The organism is Burkholderia sp. IDO3, assembly GCF_003366075.1.
In the GTDB taxonomy this organism is placed as follows: Bacteria; Pseudomonadota; Gammaproteobacteria; order Burkholderiales; family Burkholderiaceae; genus Burkholderia; species Burkholderia anthina.
In genome coordinates, this window is the sequence record NZ_CP028964.1 from 322,732 (window position 1) to 345,542 (window position 22,811).

19 protein-coding genes are annotated in these 22,811 nt (G+C 67.1%); 15 read left to right on the forward strand and 4 right to left on the reverse strand.

The features are described 5' to 3' along the window. Nucleotides 1–70: 70 nt before the first annotated feature. The 13 genes from DCN14_RS33150 (at nucleotide 71) to DCN14_RS33210 (ending at nucleotide 15,069) form a co-directional block, all read left to right on the forward strand. Nucleotides 71–2,548: a TonB-dependent receptor gene (locus DCN14_RS33150; protein WP_096506001.1), complete on the forward strand. Its 2,478-nt coding sequence runs from the start codon at nucleotides 71–73 to the stop codon at nucleotides 2,546–2,548. A 136-nt stretch (nucleotides 2,549–2,684) separates the two neighbouring features. Then, nucleotides 2,685–3,686 (forward strand): LLM class flavin-dependent oxidoreductase, encoded by a 1,002-nt coding sequence (locus DCN14_RS33155; RefSeq protein ID WP_096506003.1) that lies wholly within the window; start codon nucleotides 2,685–2,687, stop codon nucleotides 3,684–3,686. 43 nt (nucleotides 3,687–3,729) lie between these two features. Beyond that, nucleotides 3,730–5,052, forward strand: a complete 1,323-nt coding sequence (locus tag DCN14_RS33160; protein ID WP_096506005.1) for an LLM class flavin-dependent oxidoreductase — start codon at nucleotides 3,730–3,732, stop codon at nucleotides 5,050–5,052. A 32-nt stretch (nucleotides 5,053–5,084) separates the two neighbouring features. Continuing rightward, nucleotides 5,085–6,896 carry an amino acid ABC transporter permease/ATP-binding protein gene (locus DCN14_RS39075; RefSeq protein WP_096506111.1) on the forward strand — a complete coding sequence of 604 codons (1,812 nt, stop codon included), beginning with the start codon at nucleotides 5,085–5,087 and terminating at the stop codon, nucleotides 6,894–6,896. Between the two features lie 67 nt (nucleotides 6,897–6,963). Then, nucleotides 6,964–8,013, forward strand: coding sequence for an LLM class flavin-dependent oxidoreductase (locus DCN14_RS33170; RefSeq protein ID WP_239008017.1), 1,050 nt, complete (start codon nucleotides 6,964–6,966; stop codon nucleotides 8,011–8,013). Nucleotides 8,014–8,216: 203 nt separating this feature from the next. After that, a complete protein-coding gene (locus DCN14_RS33175) occupies nucleotides 8,217–8,912 on the forward strand; it encodes an energy transducer TonB (RefSeq protein WP_096506007.1) in 696 nt (231 codons plus the stop codon). Nucleotides 8,913–8,977: 65 nt separating this feature from the next. Beyond that, a complete protein-coding gene (locus DCN14_RS33180; RefSeq protein WP_096506009.1) occupies nucleotides 8,978–9,922 on the forward strand; it encodes a MotA/TolQ/ExbB proton channel family protein in 945 nt (314 codons plus the stop codon). Nucleotides 9,923–9,934: 12 nt separating this feature from the next. Continuing rightward, complete coding sequence (locus DCN14_RS33185; protein ID WP_096506011.1) at nucleotides 9,935–10,357, forward strand: biopolymer transporter ExbD; 423 nt, start codon at nucleotides 9,935–9,937, stop codon at nucleotides 10,355–10,357. Between the two features lie 12 nt (nucleotides 10,358–10,369). Next, nucleotides 10,370–10,801 (forward strand): biopolymer transporter ExbD, encoded by a 432-nt coding sequence (locus tag DCN14_RS33190; RefSeq protein WP_096506013.1) that lies wholly within the window; start codon nucleotides 10,370–10,372, stop codon nucleotides 10,799–10,801. 162 nt (nucleotides 10,802–10,963) lie between these two features. Further along, on the forward strand, nucleotides 10,964–12,307 hold the full coding sequence (locus DCN14_RS33195; protein WP_172441911.1) for an LLM class flavin-dependent oxidoreductase: 1,344 nt from the start codon (nucleotides 10,964–10,966) through the stop codon (nucleotides 12,305–12,307). An 87-nt stretch (nucleotides 12,308–12,394) separates the two neighbouring features. After that, nucleotides 12,395–12,577 (forward strand): hypothetical protein, encoded by a 183-nt coding sequence (locus tag DCN14_RS38870; protein ID WP_240327493.1) that lies wholly within the window; start codon nucleotides 12,395–12,397, stop codon nucleotides 12,575–12,577. Nucleotides 12,578–12,856: 279 nt separating this feature from the next. Further along, nucleotides 12,857–13,576, forward strand: coding sequence for a response regulator transcription factor (locus DCN14_RS33205; protein ID WP_096506017.1), 720 nt, complete (start codon nucleotides 12,857–12,859; stop codon nucleotides 13,574–13,576). After that, entirely contained in the window at nucleotides 13,576–15,069 is a 1,494-nt protein-coding gene (locus DCN14_RS33210; protein WP_096506117.1) for a HAMP domain-containing sensor histidine kinase, read from the forward strand. The genes DCN14_RS33205 and DCN14_RS33210 overlap by 1 nt, the downstream gene beginning before the upstream one ends. A 27-nt stretch (nucleotides 15,070–15,096) precedes the next feature. Here DCN14_RS33210 and DCN14_RS33215 read toward each other — a convergent pair whose 3' ends face one another. Continuing rightward, nucleotides 15,097–16,197, reverse strand: coding sequence for an AraC family transcriptional regulator (locus tag DCN14_RS33215; protein WP_096506019.1), 1,101 nt, complete (start codon nucleotides 16,195–16,197; stop codon nucleotides 15,097–15,099). Between the two features lie 421 nt (nucleotides 16,198–16,618). Here DCN14_RS33215 and DCN14_RS33220 point away from each other — a divergent pair, with 421 nt between their 5' ends. Next, nucleotides 16,619–18,253, forward strand: a complete 1,635-nt coding sequence (locus DCN14_RS33220) for an AMP-binding protein (RefSeq protein ID WP_096506119.1) — start codon at nucleotides 16,619–16,621, stop codon at nucleotides 18,251–18,253. Next, nucleotides 18,139–19,431: an AraC family transcriptional regulator gene (locus DCN14_RS33225; RefSeq protein ID WP_240327495.1), complete on the forward strand. Its 1,293-nt coding sequence runs from the start codon at nucleotides 18,139–18,141 to the stop codon at nucleotides 19,429–19,431. Before DCN14_RS33220 ends, DCN14_RS33225 begins: the two co-directional genes overlap by 115 nt. Nucleotides 19,432–19,549: 118 nt before the next feature. Here DCN14_RS33225 and DCN14_RS33230 read toward each other — a convergent pair whose 3' ends face one another. The 3 genes from DCN14_RS33230 to DCN14_RS33240 all read right to left on the reverse strand — a co-directional run bounded on the left by DCN14_RS33230 (nucleotide 19,550) and on the right by DCN14_RS33240 (nucleotide 22,752). After that, nucleotides 19,550–20,140 (reverse strand): dimethylsulfoniopropionate lyase, encoded by a 591-nt coding sequence (locus DCN14_RS33230; protein ID WP_096506021.1) that lies wholly within the window; start codon nucleotides 20,138–20,140, stop codon nucleotides 19,550–19,552. Nucleotides 20,141–20,268: 128 nt separating this feature from the next. Further along, complete coding sequence (fdhA, locus tag DCN14_RS33235; RefSeq protein ID WP_096506023.1) at nucleotides 20,269–21,471, reverse strand: formaldehyde dehydrogenase, glutathione-independent; 1,203 nt, start codon at nucleotides 21,469–21,471, stop codon at nucleotides 20,269–20,271. 51 nt (nucleotides 21,472–21,522) lie between these two features. After that, entirely contained in the window at nucleotides 21,523–22,752 is a 1,230-nt protein-coding gene (locus DCN14_RS33240) for a Xaa-Pro peptidase family protein (RefSeq protein ID WP_096506025.1), read from the reverse strand. Nucleotides 22,753–22,811: the final 59 nt, after the last annotated feature.

Sequence of the window (22,811 nt, forward strand, 5' to 3'; positions counted from 1 at the left end):
TCAAACAATACGGACTACTACTAAAAGGCAGCGGGTAGCGTGCCTTCAATCGGCAAAGGGCGGAGAAATCATGCGGCACACACGGGGCGAAGGGGTTTCGCCGAAGACGCGCAGGACGGTGATATCGGTGGCGGTCGCGGCAGGCGTTTTTCACGGAGCGGCCTGGGCACAGGAAGCGGGGGCGGGGGACGGCGCGGCTTCGGTCGCGGCGCCCGCCGGTAATGCGGCCGCACCGGCATCGTCGGGTTCGGCCGCACAGGACGGCAAGGTACAGGTTCAGGACCGGGTGGTGATCACGGGTTCGCGCACGGAAACGCGTGCGAGCAAGAGCCTGACGCCGATCGACGTGATCGGCGGCGATCAATTGCGTGCGACGGGGCAAACCAACCTGCGCGACGCCTTGGTGAAGCTTTCGCCGTCGATCACGAGGACTTCCTACTCCGGCGACGCGGGCGTATTGACCGACACGTTGTCGCTTCATGGCCTCACGCCCGACCACGTGCTCGTGCTGGTGAATGGCAAGCGGCGCCATACGACGGCCAACATCACGCTCGACCCGGGCCTGAACCAGGGCTCGACCGGCGTGGATATCGATACCATTCCGATCGGCCTGATCGACCATATCGAAGTCCTGCGCGACGGTGCATCCGCGCAGTACGGCTCGGATGCGATCGCGGGCGTGATCAACATCATCCTGAAGCGCAATGCGCACGGCGGCGAGCTTGCCACGACCAACGGGCAGACGTATTCCGGCGACGGTTTCAAGACGAGCGAGTCGGCCACGATCGGCCTGAATATCGCCGACAAGGGCTTCCTCGACCTGAGTGCCGGATTCGACCGGCAGAACCATACCATCCGCACCGGGCCTGACGATTATTTCGGGCGCTTTCCGCAGGGGCAGGGCTACTACAACCCTATCCTGGGCGACCCGGCCAGTTCGCGCGAAACGGTGGGCTTCAATGCCGGGTACTACCTTGGCGACGATGTCGAACTCTACGGGTTCGGCACCTATGCCCACCGGAACGGCGATGCGTACCAGAACTATCGTCCGCCTTTCGTGTTGCCCCAGGTCTACCCGAACGGGTTCGTGCCGGTCGAAACGATCAACGAGAACGATTACTCGGTGACGGCCGGGATCAAGGGAAAGAACCTGTTCGGCTGGGCATGGGATCTGAGCACGACCTACGGCGGGGACTACAGCGTGTTCGGGATGCGCAATTCCGCCAACACCGGGCTGTACGCAGCGTCGGGGTATACGCCGTCCACCTTTCATCTGTCGACCGTCAGCAATACCCAGCTGACGAACAACCTGGACCTGTCGCGGGCGTTCAATGTCCCGCTGCTGCCCGCGCCGCTGAACGTCGCGGTGGGCGTCGAGCAACGGCGCGAAACCTATACGATCCGCAATGGCGAGGAGGCGTCGTGGATCTACGGCGGCTCCGCCGCGTTGCCGGGCCTGGCGCCCGTCAGCGCGAGCGACATCTCGCGCAACGTGATCGGCACGTACATCGATCTGTCGACCTACCTGACGCCGAAATGGCAGGTGGATCTGGCGGGCCGGTACGAGCACTACAACGACGTCGGCGACACCACCAACGGCAAGATTTCCACCCGCTACCAGTTCTCGCCGGCCATAGCGGTTCGCGGCAGCGTCAGCTCCGGCTTTCGCGCGCCGTCGCTGGCTCAGGAGTCCTATACGAGCGTGACCACGTCGCCGGCATCCGTGGGCGGCATTCTGGCCACGACGTCGTCCGGGGCGCGACTGATCGGTGCGCAGGCGCTGAAGCCCGAAGCGTCGACCAGCTACAACTTCGGCGTGGTGCTCAATCCGGTTCGCAACCTGCAACTGACGATCGATGCGTACCAGATCAATATCCGCAACCGGATCGTCCTCGGCGGAACCGCGTCGGGCGCGGCGGCCATCGCCGCGCTCGAAGGGGCCGGGCTGACGGTTCCGGGATCGGTGCCCGCGTCGGCGGTCAGTGCGAGCTATTTCACCAACGGCGCCAATACGCGAACGCGAGGGATCGATCTGGCGGGTACCTACCACACCGGTTTCGGCCGGTACGGCCAGGTGGACTGGGACTTCGGGGTGAACCTGAACACGACCTCGGTCACGCACGTGGCGAACGGATCGAACGGCAAGCCGTCGCTGAACGCGCAGCAGATCGCGTCGCTGTCCACCACGACGCCGAAGAACAAGATCATCGTCGGCGGGACGTGGCGGCTCGACAAGTGGGCAGTCACGCTCCACGAGACGCGTTACGGGAAGACGTCCGGAGAAGCGACCTACATCATCGGACCGAACGCGTTCTCGACCTCGCAGTTCGTTCATTTCGAGGAGGCCGCGCGGTATGTCACCGACGTCGAGGTGCGCTACGACGTGACCAAGAAGTTCCAGATCGCGGCCGGCGCACAGAACCTGTTCGACGTCCGCCCGAGCAAGTTGCCGTATGAGGCGCAACTGGAGGGCATCCAGTACAGCGGCGGCAGCACGATCGGCGTCAATGGCGGTTTCTATTATCTGCGGGCGCGCTATCTGTTCTGATCGATCGGCCATATTCATAGCAGAAATGACCGTAACGGGCAGATGATCCGTTATCCATAATGAATGATCTGCCCGGCGTTTTCCGCTGTATCGGCACCCGCCTCAGCGGGTTGTCCGTCCTACAAGGTTGAGCTGCATGTCTTATTCCCTTTCGATTCTCGATAAAAGCCCGATTGCAGAAGGGGCGACCGCGCACGATGCGCTGCGCTTCACGATCGCGCTTGCGAAGCGTGCCGAAGCGCTCGGCTACAAGCGCTACTGGATTGCGGAACACCATGGCGCGCCAGGCCTTGCGAGCTCGGCACCGGAGATCGTCGTGTCGCATGTGCTTGCGCATACGTCCCGGATTCGCGTGGGCTCGGGCGGCGTGATGCTTCAGCATTACAGCCCTTACAAAGTCGCCGAATCGTTCCGGACGCTGGCTTCGCTCGCGCCGGGACGCGTCGACCTGGGCGTCGGCAAGGCGCCCGGCGGGCTGCCGCTCACGACCAGGGCATTGCAATGGTTTCACGACAAGGCGAAGAAGCCCGACTTCGCCGGGCAACTCGCCGAACTCGATGCGTTTCTCGGCGACGGCGTCGCACCGGATCACCCGCTGGCCGGTGCGGTGGCGTTGCCCGCACCGCCGGAATCGCCTCAGCGCATTCTGCTGGGCGGCAGTCCGGAAAGCGCCGAACTGGCTGCCCGGCACGACTGGCAGTTCTGCTACGCGGGCCACTTCAACGGCGACATCGGCAATATCGAAAGGTCGCTCGACGTCTATCGCAGCGCGACGGGCCGCGTGCCGCTGCTCGCACTGTTCGCGGTCGCCGCGCAATCGTCGGAGGACGCGAAACGCCAGGTGGGGGCACTGAGAATCTTCAAGCTGCGATTCGGGAACGGGCAGAGCGTCAATCTGCAGAGTCCGGAGGCGGCGGCCGAATTCGCGCGCCAGATCGGTGTGACCGACTATCGGATCGACGAGCTGCATCCGCAGGTCGTGGCGGGTACGCCGGAAGCGGTGCGCCGAGAGCTGGACGCGCTGCATGAGCGCTTCGGAATCGACGAGTTCGTCATCGACAACCCGGTGGCGGACTACGCCAGGCGCCTCGCGTCGATCGAGGCGCTGGCAGGTGTCGAGCAGCCGGTCGGCGTCTGATGGCGCCGGGTTCTTTTTTCCTCTTCAGCCCGCGGATTCGAACATGACCCAACGCAACCTCACTTTCGGCCTGATGCTGCATGGCGCCGGCGGCCACATGAATGCGTGGAAACATCCTGCCGGTCCCGCAGACGCGAGCGTCAACATCGATTTCATCACCGGCATCGCGCAGAAGGCCGAAGCCAACGGCGTGGCATTCGTGTTCGTCGCGGATGGCCTTTACATCAACGAGAAGTCGATCCCGCATTTCCTGAACCGCTTCGAGCCGATCTCGATCCTGTCCGCGCTTGCGTCGGCGACATCGAAGATCGGCCTGGCCGGCACGTTGTCGACGTCGTACAGCCATCCGTTCACGGTGGCCCGCCAGTTCGCGTCGCTCGACCTGATCAGCGGCGGGCGCGCCGGGTGGAACGTCGTGACTTCGCCGCTCGAGGGATCGGCAAGGAACTACGGCGGCGAACATCCGGATCATGCGCGGCGTTACGAGATCGCCGACGAATATCTGGAGGCGGTGCAGGGCCTGTGGGACAGCTGGGACGACGATGCCTTCGTGCGCGACCGCGCGAGCGGCCGCTTCTTCGACCGCGACAAGCTGCACACGCTGAACCACAAGGGCCGTTTCTTCGAGGTGGCCGGGCCGCTCAACATCCAGCGTTCGCCACAGGGGCAGCCGGTGATTTTCCAGGCGGGATCGTCGGATGACGGTATCGCGCTGGCCGGCAAGTATGCCGATGCCGTGTTCACCCACGCGCCGTCGCTGGACGAGACGCGCGTGTTTGCCGAGCGCGTGCGCGAGAGCGCGGTGGCGCATGGCCGCGCGCGCGCCGACGTGAAGATTTTTCCCGGCATCGGACCGATCGTCGGTGCGACGCGCGAGGAAGCCGAGGCGAAGTACCGGGCGATTCGCGATCTGCTCACGATCGACGAGGCGCTGGCCTATCTCGGCCGCTTCTTCGAGCATCACGACTTTTCGCAGTATCAGCTCGACGCGCCGTTTCCGGAGCTGGGCGAGCTTGGCAGGAACAGTTTCCGTTCCACCACCGATCGCATCAAGGACGAGGCCCGTCGAAACGGCTCGACGCTCCGGGAAGTGGCGCTCGACGTGGCGACGCCGAAGCCCGGGTTCATCGGCACCGGCGAGCAGGTCGCGGACGAGCTGATCCGCTGGTTCGACGCGGGCGCGGCCGACGGCTTCATCCTCGGCTTCCAGGTGCAGACGGAAGGACTCGAGGATTTCGTCCGCTACGTGATTCCCGCACTCGAGGCGCGGGGCCGCTACCACCGCGCGTTACCGGGCGCCACGCTGCGGGACCATCTCGGTTTGCCGCGCCGCGCGAGCCGCCACGCGACCGCAGAGACGGCGTGACCGATCGACATGACATGCGCAAAGGCAGCGTGATGAACGATATTTCCAGGATCGCCGGTCATGCGCCCTTCGTGGCCGAAGGTGTGTCATCGGCGGCACCCGACTACGCGCAATACCGGGTCGTTCCCGCCCGCAATCCGGCACGGACGGCCGGAACCGTCGCGGCGATCGTGCTGATCGCCATCGTGCTCTATTCGGTGCTCGACAACCCGCACTGGGGCTGGAACGTCTTTGCGCAGTGGTTCTTCTCCGAGGCCGTGCTCGCGGGGCTCGGGCAGACGCTGCTGTTGACGGCGCTCGGTGCGGTGCTCGGCTTCGCGCTGGCCATTCCGCTCGCGCTGGCGCGACTTTCGCGTTCGCCGCTGTTGTCCTCGTGCGCGTGGGCATACATCTGGCTGTTCCGTTCGATTCCGACCATCGTCCTGCTGCTGCTGCTGAACAATCTCGGCTATCTGTACGACACGGTCAGGCTCGCGATTCCGTTCACGAATATCGTATTGCTGCATGGCCCGACCACGGATCTGATTACCCCCTTCATGGCGGCGATCCTGGGGCTTACGCTGACCCAGGCCGCGTTCGCGGCGGAAGCGATCCGCGGCGGCATCCTGTCGGTCGACCAGGGGCAACGCGAGGCCGCGGCGGCGCTCGGTCTGCCGCGCGCGCGGCAGACCTGGCGCATCGTGCTGCCTCAGGCGATGCGCGCGATCCTGCCGGCCGCGTTCAACGATGTGATCGGCCTGGCGAAGGGGACGGCGGTCGTCTATATCCTCGCGATGCCGGATCTCTTCTACACGGTCCAGATCATCTACCACCGCAACCTGGAAGTGATTCCGATGCTGATGGTCGCGACCGTCTGGTATCTGGTCATTCTGACCGGGTTGTCGGCGATCCAGGTGCATATCGAGCGCCACTATGCTCGCGGCGCGACGCGCGACCAGGTGGCCGTATCGCGCACGGCCGTGCTGCTGCGCAAAGGCCGTCGTTCGGTCGAGGCGCTGCTTTCCCGGGCCTCGGCGGCGGGCAAGCGGCCCGACGATGTCGCGACGCCGGACACCGAGACGAGCGGGTGGGCGAAGCAGCGCGTCGGGGCGGCCGTCGGCATTCATCGCATATCGAAGCGCTTCGGGGCGCAGAAGGTACTCGACGACGTTTCGCTGACCATCCCGTCCGGGAGCGTGACGGTCATTCTCGGACAGTCGGGTTCCGGCAAATCGACGCTGTTGCGCACCATCAATCACCTCGAGCGCGTGGACGCGGGCTTCATCGACATCGATGGCGAACTGGTCGGCTATCGCCGCGACGGGCGCACGCTCTACGAACTCAAGGAACAGGACATCCTGCGCCGCCGCGCCGAGGTCGGCATGGTGTTCCAGAGCTTCAACCTGTTCCCGCATTTGACCGTGCTCGAGAACCTCGTCGAGGCGCCGGTGGCGGCAGGGCTGCCGCGCGCCCGCGCAGAAGCGGAAGCACGTACGCTGCTCGCCCGCGTGGGCCTGGCCGGCAAGGCCGATGCCTGGCCGCGCCAGCTGTCCGGCGGGCAGCAGCAGCGCGTGGCGATCGCACGCGCACTCGCGCTCAAGCCCAAGGTGTTGTTGTTCGACGAGCCGACTTCCGCGCTCGACCCGGAGCTCGTCAACGAAGTGCTCGACGTGATTCGGCAGCTCGCCCGGTCCGGAACCACGCTGATCGTCGTTACGCACGAGATCGGTTTTGCGCGGGAAGTGGCCGACACGATCGTTTTCATGGATGGCGGGCGCGTCGTGGAGTCGGGGCCGCCGTCGGCGGTGCTGACGGCCCCTTCGCATCCGCGTACGCGCGAATTCCTGTCCAGGGTGCTGTCGTAGCCATGTGCCGTTTCCCCGGCTCGCGGCCGGCACGACATGGCATGGGCGCCGTGGCAAATGACGAAGGATGGAAAAGGTGAGCAACGGACGAATTGATCACATTGCATTTCTCACGCCGGGGAATTATCCCGACGAGGCGGCAGCGTCGGGATTCGAGCGGACGCTGGAACTGTTTCGCGTCGGCGAGACGCTCGGTTACGACAGTGCGTGGGTACGGCAGCGTCACCTCGAGCGCGCCGTGTCCTCGGCCGCCACGTTTCTCGCGGCGGCGAGCCAGCGGACGACCCGGATCGGACTCGGCGCGGCGGTGATCCAGATGGGCTACGAGAATCCTTTCCGGCTGGCGGAGGATCTGGCGACCGTGGACGTGCTGTCGAACGGGCGGCTCAACGTCGGGCTCAGCGCGGGCGCACCGAATCACGGCGCGCTGCTGGGCGAGCGGCTGTTCGATACCGATCCCGACCTGGTCGACTTCTCGCATGCGCGCGTGGCGCGCCTGCGCCGCAATCTCGCCGGCGACTGGCTCGGCGACGACGACACGTTCGTGGAATCGGCCGCCGGCCGGGTGCGGCCGCGGGTGAGCCCGTATGCGCCGGGTTTGACGGACCGGCTCTGGTACGGCGGGGGTTCCAGGCGCTCGATCGAGTGGGCCGCCAGAAACGGCTTCAACTTGCTGATCGGCAATCTGACCACGGGCGAGGGAACCGACAGCTATGTCGATGCCCAGCTCCGGCAACTCGAGCTGTACCGCCGTCACTGGAGCGAAACTGCTGCACCGCGTATCGCGCTGGGCCGTGTGATCGTGCCGACCGACAGTGCGAATGCGCGGGAGCGTGAACGCTATCGGGCGTTTGCCGATGCGCGCCATGCCCGCACGCTGGCGCCGCAGGGCGAACGGCGCACGCTCTTCGCCCCGGATCTCGTCGGCACCTCGGACGAGATCGTGGAGCGGCTGCTTGCCGATCCCGTGGTGGGGCAAGTGCGGGAATTGCGCCTCGAATTGCCTTACGACCTGCCGTTCGAGAACTACCGGCAGATTCTCGAGGATTTCGTCGCGCATATCGCGCCGGCACTCGGCTGGCGTCCGGCCGACCGGCGAGAGCCGGTCGCGGCCTGACCGGATCGATACGGCATGCGTGAGACGGCGTGCGCGACTGAACCCGGCGATGAACCGGATGCGGCCACGCGGACCGTGGCCGTCCCGCCGGCACGCCCGCGGACGGTCGAGCGCCGGCGAATCGCGTGCGCGGCCGCCCGTGCGCGGGCCCGCCGAGGTAAAGGCGGCGCCGGACACCCGACCTTATTGGCTTTGGATTGAACATGACTAGCGCCACTCAACCCCGACTCGCGGCAATCGGCCGTCCGCGCCAGTTCGGCAAAAAGCGGGCCCATCCGGTCCGTCGCTTCGGCGGCATCGCGATTGCCATCGGCCTGCATCTCGTCCTGATATGGGCGCTGGTGAACGGTCTGGCGACCCGGGTCGTTCAGATCGTCCAGCAACCGATCGAGACCCGCATCATCGTCCCGGTGAAACCGCCGCCCCCGCCCCCGCCGCCGAAGCCGGTCGATAAGGTCGTGTCGAAGCCGCGGGTTGCGCCGCCGCCTCCGCCGTTCGTGCCGCCGCCCGAGGTGCACGTGCAGGCGCCGCCGCCGCCGACCATGACGCACCAGGATGCGCCGGCGCCGAGCGCACCCGTGCACGAGGCGCCCCCCGCGCCGGTGCCGGCGCCGGTTGCGCGGCCGGTGAACCAGGAGATCGGTGTCGTCTGCCCGAATTCGGACGAAGTCCGCGCGTCGATCGTCTATCCGCCGGAGGCGCAGGACAACGACATCACGGGCGATGTGACGGTCGAATTTACGGTGGACCCGGACGGGCACGTCACGAACCTGCGGCTCGCGCAGCCGGCCGATCCGGTGCTCAATCGCGCGGCGCTCAATGCGGTCAAGCGCTTTCGCTGCATCGCGCAGGGGCAGCCCGTGCGGGTGCGGGTGCCGTTTTCCTTCAATCTGAATTGACGCAGGCCACGGCAGGCCGTTCGATCTGACCAGCTTTACGAATCGAAACACGGGATGGAGTCCTTATGAAAAAGCGCTTTCGCGCCGCACTCGCGGCAAGTCTGATGATCACCGCCGGCATCGGCGGCACGCTGGCCGCACCGCAAGCCGTGCTTGCACAGGAAGGCGCGGCATCGGCATTGCCGCCGGGCCCGGCGGCATCCGGCACGGCATTGATCGCGGCGGCACCGGCTGCCGCAAGTGCCGCCGATCGGGCGGTGCCGCCGCCCGAGCCCGCAACGTCGGCAACCGTCGAGAACCCGTACGGCCTCGGTGCCCTGTGGGCAAACGGCGACTTCGTGGCCCGCTTCGTCCTCGGGCTGCTCGTGGTCATGTCGCTCGGCAGCTGGTACATCATGATCACCAAGTTCCTCGAGCAGGTGCGGGCAAACAGCCGCGCGAAATCGGCCGACGAGCAGGTCTGGAATGCGCCGACGCTGGCCGAGGGCGCGGCCCAGCTCGATGATGCGTCGCCGTTCCGTTTCATCGCGGAGAACGCGATCGAGGCCGGGGAGCATCACGACACGGCGCTGCTCGATTCGGTCGACCGCAATACCTGGATCGACCTGAACATCGAGCGCTCGATCACCAACGTGTCGAACCGGCTGCAGGACGGCCTGGCCTTTCTGGGCACGGTGGGGTCCACGGCGCCGTTCGTCGGTCTGTTCGGCACGGTGTGGGGCATCTATCACGCGCTGACGGCCATCGGCATCGCCGGCCAGGCATCGATCGACAAGGTCGCCGGCCCGGTGGGCGAGGCGCTGATCATGACCGCGATCGGCCTTGCGGTGGCCGTGCCGGCCGTGCTCGGCTACAACTTCCTCGTGCGCCGGAACAAGTCCGTGATGGAGCGCGTGCGCGACTTCGGCGCACAACTGCATACGGTATTGCTCGCGGGCGGCCGGCGTGCGGCCGGCAGCATCGCGACGTCTGCGGCGCAGTCGCCGCAGGCGCTGGCGGTTCAGTCGTGAGCGGGGGCTGTCATGGCGATCAGTGTCGGCGGTGACGACAACGACGAGGTCATCTCGGCGATCAACACGACGCCGCTCGTGGACGTGATGCTGGTGTTGCTGATCATCTTCCTGATCACGATTCCGGTCGTGACCCATACGATCCAGGTGCAGTTGCCGAAGGAGCGGATCCAGCCGCTGCAGACCCAGCCGAAAAGCATCGAGCTCGCGGTGAACCGGCAGGGCGACATCTTCTGGGGCACCGAGCACGTGGATCTGCAGACGCTCGTGGCGCGGCTGAAGGACGTATCCGCGCAGACGCCGCAGCCGGACGTGCATGTGCGCGGCGATCAGGCCACGCCGTATCAGTACATCGGCAAGCTCGTGACGGCATGCGAGCGGGCAGGGATCGGCAAGGTTGCCTTCATTACGGAGCCGCCCGCGCGGGGCGGTTAGGGAGTTCGAACGATGGGTATGAACGTAGGTTCCGGCACAGGCAGGGACGAGCCGGACGTGATGGTGGACATCAACACCACGCCGCTGATCGACGTCATGCTGGTGCTGCTGATCATGTTGATCATCACCATCCCGATCCAGATGCATTCGGTGAAGATGAATCTGCCGGTGGGCAATCCGCCGGCGCCGCCGCATCCGCCTCAGGTCGTGCAGATCGACATCGGCGCGGACGGCTCGCTCAACTGGAACGGTGCGGCCGTGCGCGGCGGGGCGGCGCTGGACGCGAAGTTCCGCGAGGTGGCGGCCGAGGCCGACCAGGACGAGATCCGGTTGCGCCCGGACAAGGCGGCGCCTTACCGGGCGGTGGCCGAAGTGCTGGCCTCGGCCCAGCGCGAAGGGGCGACGAAGATCGGGCTGATCGGCAACGAGCAGTTCATGCAGTGAGTCGTGCGCGGGCCCTGACGATCGCTTCACCGTCGGGGCCGGACGGCCGCGCGTCAATCGCGGGGCGATCGATGGTTCCCTACACCGCGGAACCCATGATGGCGGTGCGAAAAGCGCGGCATTCCTCCCGTCAACATCAGTACAACCAAAGATAATACGATCATGAGCGAAACGCAGGCAGTGCGGCAGAACGCGCGTTCCCGGCAGATTCATCTCGGCGCGACGATTCACGGGCCCGGCGGGCATTACGCGGGATGGCGACACCCCGACGCGGTGATCGACGCAAGCATCAACCCGGACTTCGCGAAGAACGTGGCCCGCCAGGCCGAGGCAGGCAAGTTCGATTTCGTATTCGTGGCGGACGGTCTGCATATCAACGCGAAGTCGATTCCGCACTTCCTGAACCGCTTCGAGCCGCTCACGCTGCTGTCCGCGCTGTCGGCCGTCACGGAACGGGTGGGGCTGGTGGGGACCTTGTCGACGTCCTACAGCGAGCCGTTCACGGTTGCCCGGCAGTTCGCGAGCCTGGATCACCTGAGCCGGGGGCGTGCGGCCTGGAATGTCGTGACGTCGCCGCTCGAGGGTTCCGCCCGGAATTTTTCGCGCACCGAGCATCCCGAGCATGACGAACGTTACCGGATCGCCGACGAATATCTCGCGGTCACGAAGGGGCTCTGGGATTCATGGGAGGAGGATGCGTTCGTGCGCGACCGTGCGAGCGGAGTGTTCTTCGATCCGGCCAAGCTTCATCCGCTCAATCACAAGGGCAAGTATTTCTCGGTCGAGGGGCCGCTGAACGTGGGGCGTACGCCGCAGGCCCGGCCCATCCTGTTTCAGGCCGGCGCGTCCGAGGCGGGCAAGCAACTTGCCGCCAGGCATGCGGATGCCGTGTTCACCCATCACGATACGCTGGCGCAAGCGCGCGAATTCTATGCCGATCTCAAGCGCCAGGTGATCGGGCAGGGGAGGCATCCGGACGATCTGAAGATATTCCAGGGGATCGGCGTGATCGTGGGCAATTCGGCCGAGGAGGCGGAACGGCAATACCAGGAGAGCCTCGAGTTGATTACGATCGACAGCGCGCTCGACCATCTCGGCCGGTTTTTCGAGCATCACGATTTCGGCCGGTATCCGCTCGACGAGCCGTTTCCGGAGATCGGCGACCTCGGCAGCAACAGTTTCCGCAGCGGGACGGACGAGATCAAGCGCAATGCGCGCGAACGCGGACTGACGTTGCGCCAGGTCGCGCTCGAATCGGCTGCACCGCGCCCGCGTTTCATCGGTACGCCGGAGCGTATCGCGGACGGCTTGCAGGAATGGTTCGAGGCCGACGCGGCGGACGGGTTCATCGTCGGCGGCGGTACGCCTGCGGCGTTCGCCGACTTCGTCGAACAGGTGGTGCCGATCCTTCGGGAACGCGGCCTGTTTCGTGCCGAGTACCAGGGTACGACCTTGCGCGACCATCTCGGCGTGGGGTATCCGCCGAATCGCTACGCCGCGGCGTAAGCCCGCCGGGGACGCGCTCGCCGGCGGGATGGCGCGAGCCGGCGCTGTGCCGGATCGTCGGGGCGCGTGCGGCGTCTCGCGCTGTCCGTGCTCGCCGGCGAAGCGATCCTGCTGCTGAAATCGACCGTCTTTGCGTCGACCGTCACGGTGTTCGGCGCGCCGTTGCCGGATCGTCGGGGCGGTGACGCGTTGCGGCAACTGACGGCATCGAAGCGACGCATCGTTCGGCGGCTGCCGAGAACCTGCCGACTTCCAGCGCTCGCCGGATGAGGCATCGTCACGTCCACTTTTTAGTGCTTGCGCGGGACGACGGAAATTCTTCATTCGGGGGCAGAGCGGAAAGGCCCGCGGGCATTGGCTTGTGGCACAGTCGCAATGCAAACTTAAACGAAATGTGACCCCTTGCCCCCGCAAAATTCCGCACAATGGCGACAGCGCGGCATTGCCGCCGCGACTCGCCCCCGGCAGGCCGGCCTTCCGGTCCGAAAGGGGCGGCCGGAGCGACCCTTCCGCCACCGAGACCCGACCGACGCACCGCCCCCGACCGCCATGGACCACCCCAAACGCATCCTGATCGTCGAAGACGACGCCGATATCGCCGACGTGCTGAGCCTGCACCTGCGCGACGAGCGCTACGAGGTCGTGCACAGCGCGGACGGCACGCAAGGCCTGCGCCTGCTCGAACAGGGCAACTGGGACGCGCTGATCCTCGACCTGATGCTGCCGGGCGTCGACGGCCTCGAGATCTGCCGCCGCGCCCGCGCGATGGCGCGCTACACGCCGATCATCATCACGAGCGCGCGGTCGAGCGAAGTCCACCGGATCCTCGGCCTCGAACTCGGCGCCGACGACTATCTGGCGAAACCGTTCTCGGTGCTCGAACTCGTCGCGCGAGTGAAGGCGCTGCTGCGCCGCGTCGATGCGCTCGCGCGCGATTCGCGGATCGACGCGGGCACGCTCGACCTCGCGGGGCTGTCGATCGACCCGATCGCGCGGGAAGCGACCGTCGACGGCACGCGCATCGACCTCACGCCGCGCGAGTTCGACCTGCTGTATTTCTTCGCACGGCATCCCGGCAAGGTGTTCTCGCGGATGGATCTGCTCAACGCGGTGTGGGGCTACCAGCACGAAGGCTACGAGCACACGGTCAACACGCACATCAACCGGCTGCGCGCGAAGATCGAGGCCGATCCGGCCGAACCCGTGCGCATCCTCACGGTGTGGGGGCGCGGCTACAAGCTCGCCGCGCCGGACCAGCGGGACGCATGATGAAGCTCACGCTCACCCAGCGGCTGTCGCTCGTGTTCTCGGTGCTGCTGCTCGCCTGCTCGGGCGCGTCGGCATGGCTGCAGATCCGCGCGAACGACATGCGCGAAAAGGAAGTCGTGCAGGGCCTGTCGCGCGATCTCGCCGCGCACATCGCGAACAGCACGCCGCTGATGGACGCGAACGGATTGCGCCCGGATGCCGTGCGCACGCTGTTCGGCCAGTTGATGGGCGTGAACCCGAGCGTCGAGGTGTACCTGCTCGACAACGCGGGGCGCATCGAGGGCGACGACGCGCCGCCGGGCCACGTGAAGCGCGAGCGCGTCGATCTCGCGCCGGTGCAGCGTTTCATCGCGGGCGATCCGCTGCCGATCCTCGGCGACGATCCGCGCAGCCCGGACGCGCGCAAGGTGTTCAGCGCCGCGCCGTTGCAGCGCGCGGGGCAGCCGCCGTCCGGCTATATCTACGTGGTGCTGCTCGGCGAGGCGCACGACCGGCTGGCCGCGCGCGTCGACGCCGGCAACGTGCTGCGCACGACGCTGTGGTCGATGGCGCTCGTCGCGCTGCTGGGCCTCATCGCGGGCCTGACGGCGTTCAGCTTCATCACGCGTCCGCTGCGCCGGCTGACCGATGCGATGCGCCGTTTCGACGCGGACGGCGCGCCCGACACGCAGCCGCCGGTGCCGCGCTCGCCGCCGGGCCGGCGCGGCGACGACATCGCGGTGCTCGAATCGGCATTCGCGCAGATGGCCGACCGGATCGGCGATCAATGGCGCGCGCTGACGCGCCAGGATCAGCAGCGGCGCGAACTGATCGCGAACATCTCGCACGACCTGCGCACGCCGCTCACGTCGCTGCACGGCTATCTGGAAACGCTGTCGCTGAAGGCCGAGACGCTGGCCGAGCCGGAGCGTCGCCGCTACCTGTCGATCGCGCTCGCGCAGAGCGCGAAGGTCGGCCGGCTCGCGCAGGCGCTGTTCGAGCTCGCGCGGCTCGAGTCGGGCGGCGTGCAGGCGGAGCGCGAGCCGTTCTCGCTCGTCGATCTGGTGCAGGACGTGTTCCAGAAGTTCGAGCTGGCCGCGCAGGCGCGCGGCGTCGCGCTGCGTGCGCGCATGCCGCCGCGCGTGCCGCCGGTGTCGGCCGATCTCGGCATGATCGAGCGCGTGCTGACCAACCTGCTCGACAACGCGTTGCGCCACACGCCGCAGCACGGCGAAGTCGAAGTCTCGCTGGTGCCGCAGGGCGATCGCGTGGTGGTGACGGTGTCGGATACGGGAGAGGGGATTCCGCTCGCGCGGCGCGAAGGGCTGTTCCAGCGGCCGCAGCGGCCGATGAGCGGCGGCGCGGCGACGAGCGGCGGCCTCGGGCTGCTGATCGTGCACCGGATGCTGGTGCTCAACGGCAGCGGCATCCGGCTCGTCGATCGCGCCGGACGCGGCGCGGTGTTCGAGTTCGCGCTGGCGGTCGCGCACCCCGCGGCGGGCGATGCGCGCTGAAATCAGCGGTGGCGCACTCGCGCACGCTTACCCGCCGCGCTTGCGCCGCACGTCGCTCGGGGTCGTGCCGGTCCAGCGCTTGAACGCGTGGCGGAACCCGACCGCATCGCTGAAGCCGAGCGTCAGCGCGATGTCCTCGGTGCTGAGCGTGGTGGTCGTCAGATAGTCGATCGCGAGCGCCTTGCGCACGCTCGTCAGCAACGCGCTGTACGACGTGCCTTCTGCATCGAGCTTGCGGCGCAGCGTGCGCGACGTCATGCACAGGGTGTCGGCGATCGCGTCGATGTCCGGAAACTGCCCGGGCGTGCGCGTGAGTTCCTGATACACGCGCCGCGTGAGCCCGGCCTGGCTGCGCAATTCGTCGAGCAGGCGCGCGCAGTGCGACGACACCTGCGCGGCGGTGATCGGGTTCGCGAGCTGCGGCGCACGTGCGAGCCACGCGGCCGGATAGCTGAGTACGTGGTGCGGCTGGTCGTAGGCGATCGGGCATTCGAGCGCATCGGCGAGCTGTGCCGCATGCGCCGGCCGCGGCTGCGCGAACTGCGCGCGCGCCGGCACGCACCACGCGCCCATCACGTCCTTGATGATCGTCACGTGCAGCGCGAACTGCATGTCGATCAGGAAGCGGTAGAGCGGCAGGGCCGGCTCGGGCAGCGCGGCTTCGTGCAGGTCCGGGAGCAGCCACGACGCGGTGTCGCCCTGTTCGACCCAGCGGATCGCGAGCATGCCGTTCGCGAGCTGGTGATATTTGACGGCGGAGTCGAACGCGTGCGCGAGCGATTCCGAGCACAGCATCGCGTAGCCGTACATGCCGTAGCTCGACGCATGCAGCCGGCGGCCGACGCGCACGCCGAGGTCGGAACCGTCGTAGCGGTCGATCGCGTTGCGCGCGGCGGTCAGGAACTGCAGCGACGACGTGAGCGTAAACGGGTCGGCGATGGCGGCCGGCGACAGGCCGGTGCCGTCGAGCACGGCGCCCGGGTCGAGGCCGAGTTCCCGGGTGACGCCGACGAGCACGGCCAGCTTGGCCGGCGAGAAGCGTTTTTCCCGCGACGCGTGGGCGGGCGGGGTGTCCGGCAGCGGGGCGGCGCCGGCGGCCGTCGGATTCAGGGGCGTACTGCGCGGCATGGCGGGTTCTGCGTCCGATTCGATATCGTTGACGGCTCGCAATTCTGCTCGGGAACGCTCCCATGCGCCACAGGGTTCACCCTGATATGCGGTCGGCGCCACCCGGCGCGGGCCCGCCAGCAGGCAGGGTCGACCTGCCTGGAACCCGCCGGCCTGCCACGCGAACGGCTCCGCGAGCCGGTTCCACGTGTTGATCTGCGCGACGCTCGGCGTGAGCGTCGCGATCGAAACGCTCACCCAACGCGTCGACGCGCCCGTCGCCGCCCGCGTGTCCGTTTCGATCATCTTTTCGGCCGCCGAGATCATTTTCAAAGCGTATCTGGCGGGCGATAGTCTCCGGTCAGGCAGCGGCCTGCGCCGGTTCGGCGCATGGCCGCCGTGCGAACGGCGCTGCGTGGCGCCGTCCCCCGAGGAGCAGGACATGACAAAGAGACACTGGATCGGGTCGTACGGCTCGATCCCCGCCGAGATCGATGCCGATCGCCATCCTTCCGTAACCGCGCTGCTGGACGACGCGATGCGCCGCTTCGCCGGGCAGCCCGCGTTCCATGCGTACGGCCGAACGCTCACCTATGCCGACGTCGACCGCCTGTCGACCGCGCTCGCCGCGTACCTGCAGCAGGTGGTCGGCGTGCGCAAGGGCGATCGCGTGGCCGTGATGTTGCCTAACGTGCTCGCGTTTCCGGTCGTGTTCGTCGCGGTGGCGCGGATCGGCGCGATCCAGGTCAACGTGAACCCGCACTACACGGCACATGAACTCGAACATCAGTTGAACGACGCCGGCGTCGAAGTGGCGGTGGTGTGCGGCGGGTCGATGGGCACGTTCGCCGACGTGGTCGGCAAGACGTGCGTGCGGACGGTGCTCAGCGTGGGGCGCGGCGATCTCGGCGTCGTCGATGCGCCGGCCGGCGCGTGCGATGCGCTGCCGCCCGGATCGATCGCGCTCGCCGACGCACTCGCCGCGGGCGAATCGCTCGAGTGCGAGCCCGTCGCGCTCGGCGGCGCCGATCTGCTGCTGCTGCAGTACACGGGCGGCACGACCGGGCTGTCGAAGGGCGCCGCGCTGTCGCACCGCAACCTCGTCGCGAACATCCAGCAGTTCGCGGCGATCGTGCCGGCCGCGCGGCGGCCGGGCGAGGAAGTCGTCGTCACCGCGATCCCGCTGTATCACATCTTCGCGCTGACGGTGAACTTCCTGTCCTACTTCGCGATCGGCGCGGAGAACTGGCTCGTCGCGAATCCGCGCGACATGGACGGCTTCATCGACGTGCTGAAGGCCGCGCGGCCGACGGTGTTCGTCGGCGTCAACACGCTGTATGCGGGGCTCGCCGGCCATCCGCGGCTGAAGGAAGTCGACTGGTCGCGGCTGACGCTGTCGGCCGGCGGCGGCGCGGCGGTGATCGACGTGATCTCCGCGCGCTGGAAGGCGGTGACGGGCAACTTCATCCGCGAAGGGTACGGGCTGTCGGAAACGTCGCCGGTGGTCACGTTCAATCCGCAGTCGATCGACACCTTCACGGGCACGACGGGCCTGCCGCTGCCGTCGACCGACGTGAAGCTGCTCGACGAGCAGGATCGCGAGGTGGCGATCGGCGAAGCGGGCGAGATCTGCGTGCAGGGGCCGCAGGTGATGGGCGGGTACTGGCAGAAGCCGGAAGCGAACGCGCTCGCGTTCACCGCGGACGGCTATTTCCGCACCGGCGACATCGGCGTGTTCGACGCGGCGGGCTTCCTGAAGATCGTCGATCGGAAGAAGGACATGATCATCGTGTCCGGTTTCAACGTGTATCCGAATGAAGTGGAAGCCGTCGCCACCGCGCTGCCGGGCGTTGCCGAATGCGCGTGCATCGGGGTGCCCGACGAGCGCACCGGCGAGGCCGTCAAGCTGTTCGTGGTGCGCGCGCCGGATGCGGCGCTGACCGAAGCGGAAGTCGTCGCGCATTGCCGCGCGAGTCTCGCCGCCTACAAGGTGCCGAAGATCGTTCGCATGGTCGAGCGGCTGCCGAAGTCGACGGTCGGCAAGATCCTGCGCCGGGAACTGAGCCGCGCCGACTGATGACGCCGAAGCCTCGCGCGGCCGGCACCGCGCGGACCGGCGTGCCGCGAGTCTCCAAGGCGCGGAAAGCCTCGAAAGCCCCGCACGGGCCGCTCAAGTACAATGCGAGCGGTTCGATCGACGGGGACGCGATGACCGGTTCAGATTCACCTTCCGCCCGGCCCGGGCGTGCGCTGCCGTCGCCGAGCGCCACGGTGCCGATCTCGCTCGTCAACGGTTTTCTCGCGAGCGCGGGCGCGCAGCGCGACGTGGTGGAGCGCTATCTGCGCGGCGCCGGCATTCCGCTCGAGCTGCTCGGCGAGCCGCATGCGCGTGTGACGGAGGAGCAATTCTCGACGCTGTACCGCACGCTCGCGATCGACCTCGACGACGAGATGCCGGGCATCTTCTCGCGCCCGCTGCGCGGCGGCACGCTGAAGTACCTGTGCCTGAGCCTGCTCGATGCGCGCAACCTCGAAACGGCGCTGCATCGTTTCGGCCAGTTCTTCCATATCCTGCTCGACGACTTCTTCGTCGAATCGAAGCGCGACGGCCTCGTCGCGCAGGTGCTGCTGCGGCCGAACCCGGCGATGGGCCCGATCGGCGCGCTCGGCCAGGAACTGATGCTCAAGCTCGTGCACGGCGTGTGCTCCTGGCTGATCGGGCAGAAGATTCCGTTGCTGCAGATCGAGTTCGCGTGTCCGCGGCCGCGTCATGCGGTCGAGCACCTGTATTTCTTCTCCGGCTCCGTGCAGTTCGACCGCGAGCGCACGCTGATGCGCTTCAGCGCGGACTATCTCGATGCACCGATCCGGCAGAGCAAGCGCAACCTGCGCAAGTTCCTCGCGCGCGCGCCGGGCGACTGGATCTTCGAATCGTTCAGCGAACAGCTCGTGTGTCATCGCGTGCGGCAATACCTGTCGGCGGCGCTGCCCGACCTGCCGGTGATCGACCAGGCGGCCGAGCATCTGCACTGTTCGGTGCGCACGCTGAGCCGCCATCTGGCCGGCGAAGGCACGACGTTCCAGGCGTTGAAGGACGAGTTGCGGCGCGACATCGCGATCCAGCGGCTCACCGACACGCTCGACACGATCGCGGCGATCGGCGCCGATATCGGCTTCGACGATCCGAGCGCGTTTCATCGCGCCTTTCGACACTGGACGGGCAGTACGCCGGGGACTTACCGGCGGCACGCGTAGCGCGGTCGTTCGATCCGCGCTCGCTCCCACAAACGGCTCCCTTTGCGGGATCCCATGGACGGCATCCCTTCGCCGATGCCGCCGAGCGTTTCGACGGCGGTGCGCGCCGGCCGCCGGATCAATTCAGCAGGCACCAGATCGCGAGAAACGGCGCATCGCCGGAGCGCATCGCATGCAGCCCGCCCGGCGCGTTATGGATGCCGCCGCCGATTCCCGGATCGAACCACGCGCCGTTTTTCTGCCGGAATTCGCCGGCGGTCAGCAGCACGTACGCTTCCTCCGGCGGATGGCCGTGATCCGGATACCGCACGTCGGGCATCAGCAGCGAAAAGCCGAGCTGGATGTCGTCGCGGCTTTCCGCGCCGCCCGGCCCGCAGATCATCCCGTTCACGTGCCCGTCGATGTAGTTCGGGCTGCCGTCCCGTCCGGACGTGCGCCGTGCCCATCCGATCGTCGGCTCGAGCAACTTGATCAACCGTGCGAGTTCGGCGCACTGCGCGTCGATGCGCGCGACCGACAAGAGCGCGGCGTCGAGCCAGTCGCACGCGGGGTATCGCGTCGGCAGCCGTGTGCCGTTGTCCGACACGGTTTGCAGCCGCGCGAATACCCGCGGCGCGAATGCGCGCGCGGAATCGGGCAGCCGTTCCGACCGGAACAGGTCGCTGGCGACCCGGATGAAATTCTCGATGTTCTTTGAACGCCCGCTCATCGCTGTCCGTGCTCCCGAGATCGTGACCTGTCGAGACGAAAGTCTACGCATAAAAGGACGGCGCCGCGCAGCGAAAGCGGCGGCCGGTATCGCGGCCGGCCGCCGCATGCTTCGCTATCGACGACGCATCACGCCGCCGCCTTCAGGCTGCCGTGCGGATCAATGACGAATTTCTTCGGCACGCCCGAATCGAATTCCGCATAGCCGCTCGGTGCGTGATCGAGATCGATGACGGTCACGTTGACGATTTCGGCGATGTTGAGCCGATCCCACAGAATCGCCTGCATCAGGTTGCGGTTGTACTTCATCACCGGCGTCTGGCCGGTAAAGAGCGAATGCGACTTCGCCCAGCCGAGGCCGAAGCGCACCGACAGGCTGCCGTGCTTAGCGGCGGCATCGGTCGCGCCGGGATCGTCGGTCACGTACAGGCCCGGGATGCCGATCCTGCCGGCGGCGCGGGTGATTTCCATCAGCGAGTTCAGCACGGTGGCCGGCGCTTCCGCCTGCGAGCCGGCGTGACCGTGGCCGCGCGCCTCGAAGCCGACGCAATCGATCGCGCAGTCGACTTCCGGTTCGCCGAGCAGGCCGGCGATCTGGTCCGCGAGCGACGCATCTTCCGACAGGTCGACGGTTTCGAAGCCGACGCGTCGCGCGTGTTCGAGCCGGGCCGGATTCACGTCGCCGATGAGGGTGACGGCAGCGCCCAGCAGTTTCGCGGACGCCGCCGCGGCCAGCCCGACCGGGCCGGCACCGGCGATATAGACGGTCGAGCCCGGCCCGACGCCCGCGGTCACGGCGCCGTGATAGCCGGTCGGCAAGATGTCGGACAGGCAGGTGAGATCGCGGATCTTCTCCATTGCGCGGTCGCGGTCCGGGAACTTGAGCAGGTTGAAGTCCGCATACGGGATCATCACGTATTCGGCCTGCCCGCCGATCCAGCCGCCCATGTCGACGTAGCCGTACGCGCCGCCCGCGCGCGCCGGGTTCACGGTCAGGCACACGCCGGTGTTCTGCGCCTTGCACATCGGACAGCGGCCGCACGCGACGTTGAACGGCACGGAAACCAGGTCGCCCTTTTTCAGCGTCGTGACGTCGGCGCCGACCTCGACGACTTCGCCGGTAATTTCATGGCCGAGCACGAGCCCCGACGGTGCGGTCGTCCGGCCGCGCACCATATGCTGGTCCGAGCCGCAGATATTGGTGGCGACCACGCGCAGAATCACGCCGTGATTCGCTTTCCGGCCGGACGGATCGACCAGTTCGGGGAAGGCGATGCTGCGCACCTCGACCTTTCCCGGTCCCACATAAACAACGCCACGATTGCCTGACATAGTGTCTCCCGATGTGATGAGTCGGCGGAAAGCGGCGCTTTCCGCGACGATTTACAGCCAGTCGGTTTCGAAGCCGCAGTCGGTCAGCGACACGCAGCCGTGCTCGGTCAGCACCACCTGCTGTTCGAGCTTGACGCCCTGGCTGCCGCCTTCCGCGCCGATGTAGCTTTCGACGCAGACGGTCATGCCGACTTCGAACCGGCCGTCGTAACCCGAACTCGCCCAATCCACCTGGTGCGCGATCGCCGGATACTCGTCGACCATGCCGATGCCGTGTGCCAGGCAGCAGTAGCGGTTCTTGACGAATTGATCGGGGATCTTCCACGCCTGTTCGGAGAACTCGCGGAACGTCATGCCGGGCCGCAGCAGCTCCATGTTGAAGTGAACCTGTTCGTACGCGTACGCGTACAGCCTGCGCTGTTCGTCCGACGGGCGGCCGTCGCCGACGAGCCACGTGCGGGAGATGTCCGAGCAATAGCCGTTCGGCCCGACCATGTCGGTGTCGAACGCGAGCAGGTCGCCCGCCTGCAGCACCCGCGACGAGCACTCGTGCATCCACGGGTTGGTCCGGTCGCCGGAGGCCAGCAGGCGCGTCTCGATCCATTCGCCGCCATGGCGGATGTTCTCGTAATGCAGGTTCGCCCAGATGTCGTTCTCGGTCAGGCCCGGGCGCAGCTCGCGGCGCATCCGCTCGATGCCCTTCTCGGCGGTGCGCAGCGATTCGCCGATCAACACGAGTTCGCCGGACGACTTGACGAGCCGGGCGGTTTCCATCAATTCCTGGCCGTCGGTCAGCGTGAGGCCGTGCTTTTCCAGGTACGCCGTGCCGAACGGGTCGAGGCGATCGACGGCGAGGCAGCGCTCGCCCGGCGCATGCTTGCGGAACACGTCGACGATCTCGGCGCCCCACGTTTGCGCGCGGCGCTCCGTATCGGGGCCGGCGTTGAAGTAGGTCCAGCTGAGCGCGCCGCGCAGCTCCACATCGAGATCGAGGCCGTCCCACACGTGCTCGCTGCTGTGGAACTCCCACGCGACGATGCGGCCGCTGGCGAACACCATCACGTAGCGCGCGGGGTTGCGTCCGGCCCAGACCTGCATGTTCGACGTATCGGTCGCGTAGCGGATATTGACCGGGTCGTAGAGCAGGATCGCCGGAACCTTGTGCGCGAGCAACTGCGCCTGAACCCGGGCCAGTCGATAGGCACGGACATCGCGCAACACGGCTTCCTTGTCGTTCACGTCAATGGCACTACTCGCATCGAGGAGTTGATCGCCCGCCATGCTGTTTCTCCTAAATTTGTTCTGATGATGTGTTTGCAGGGACATGCGAAGTCAGCGCG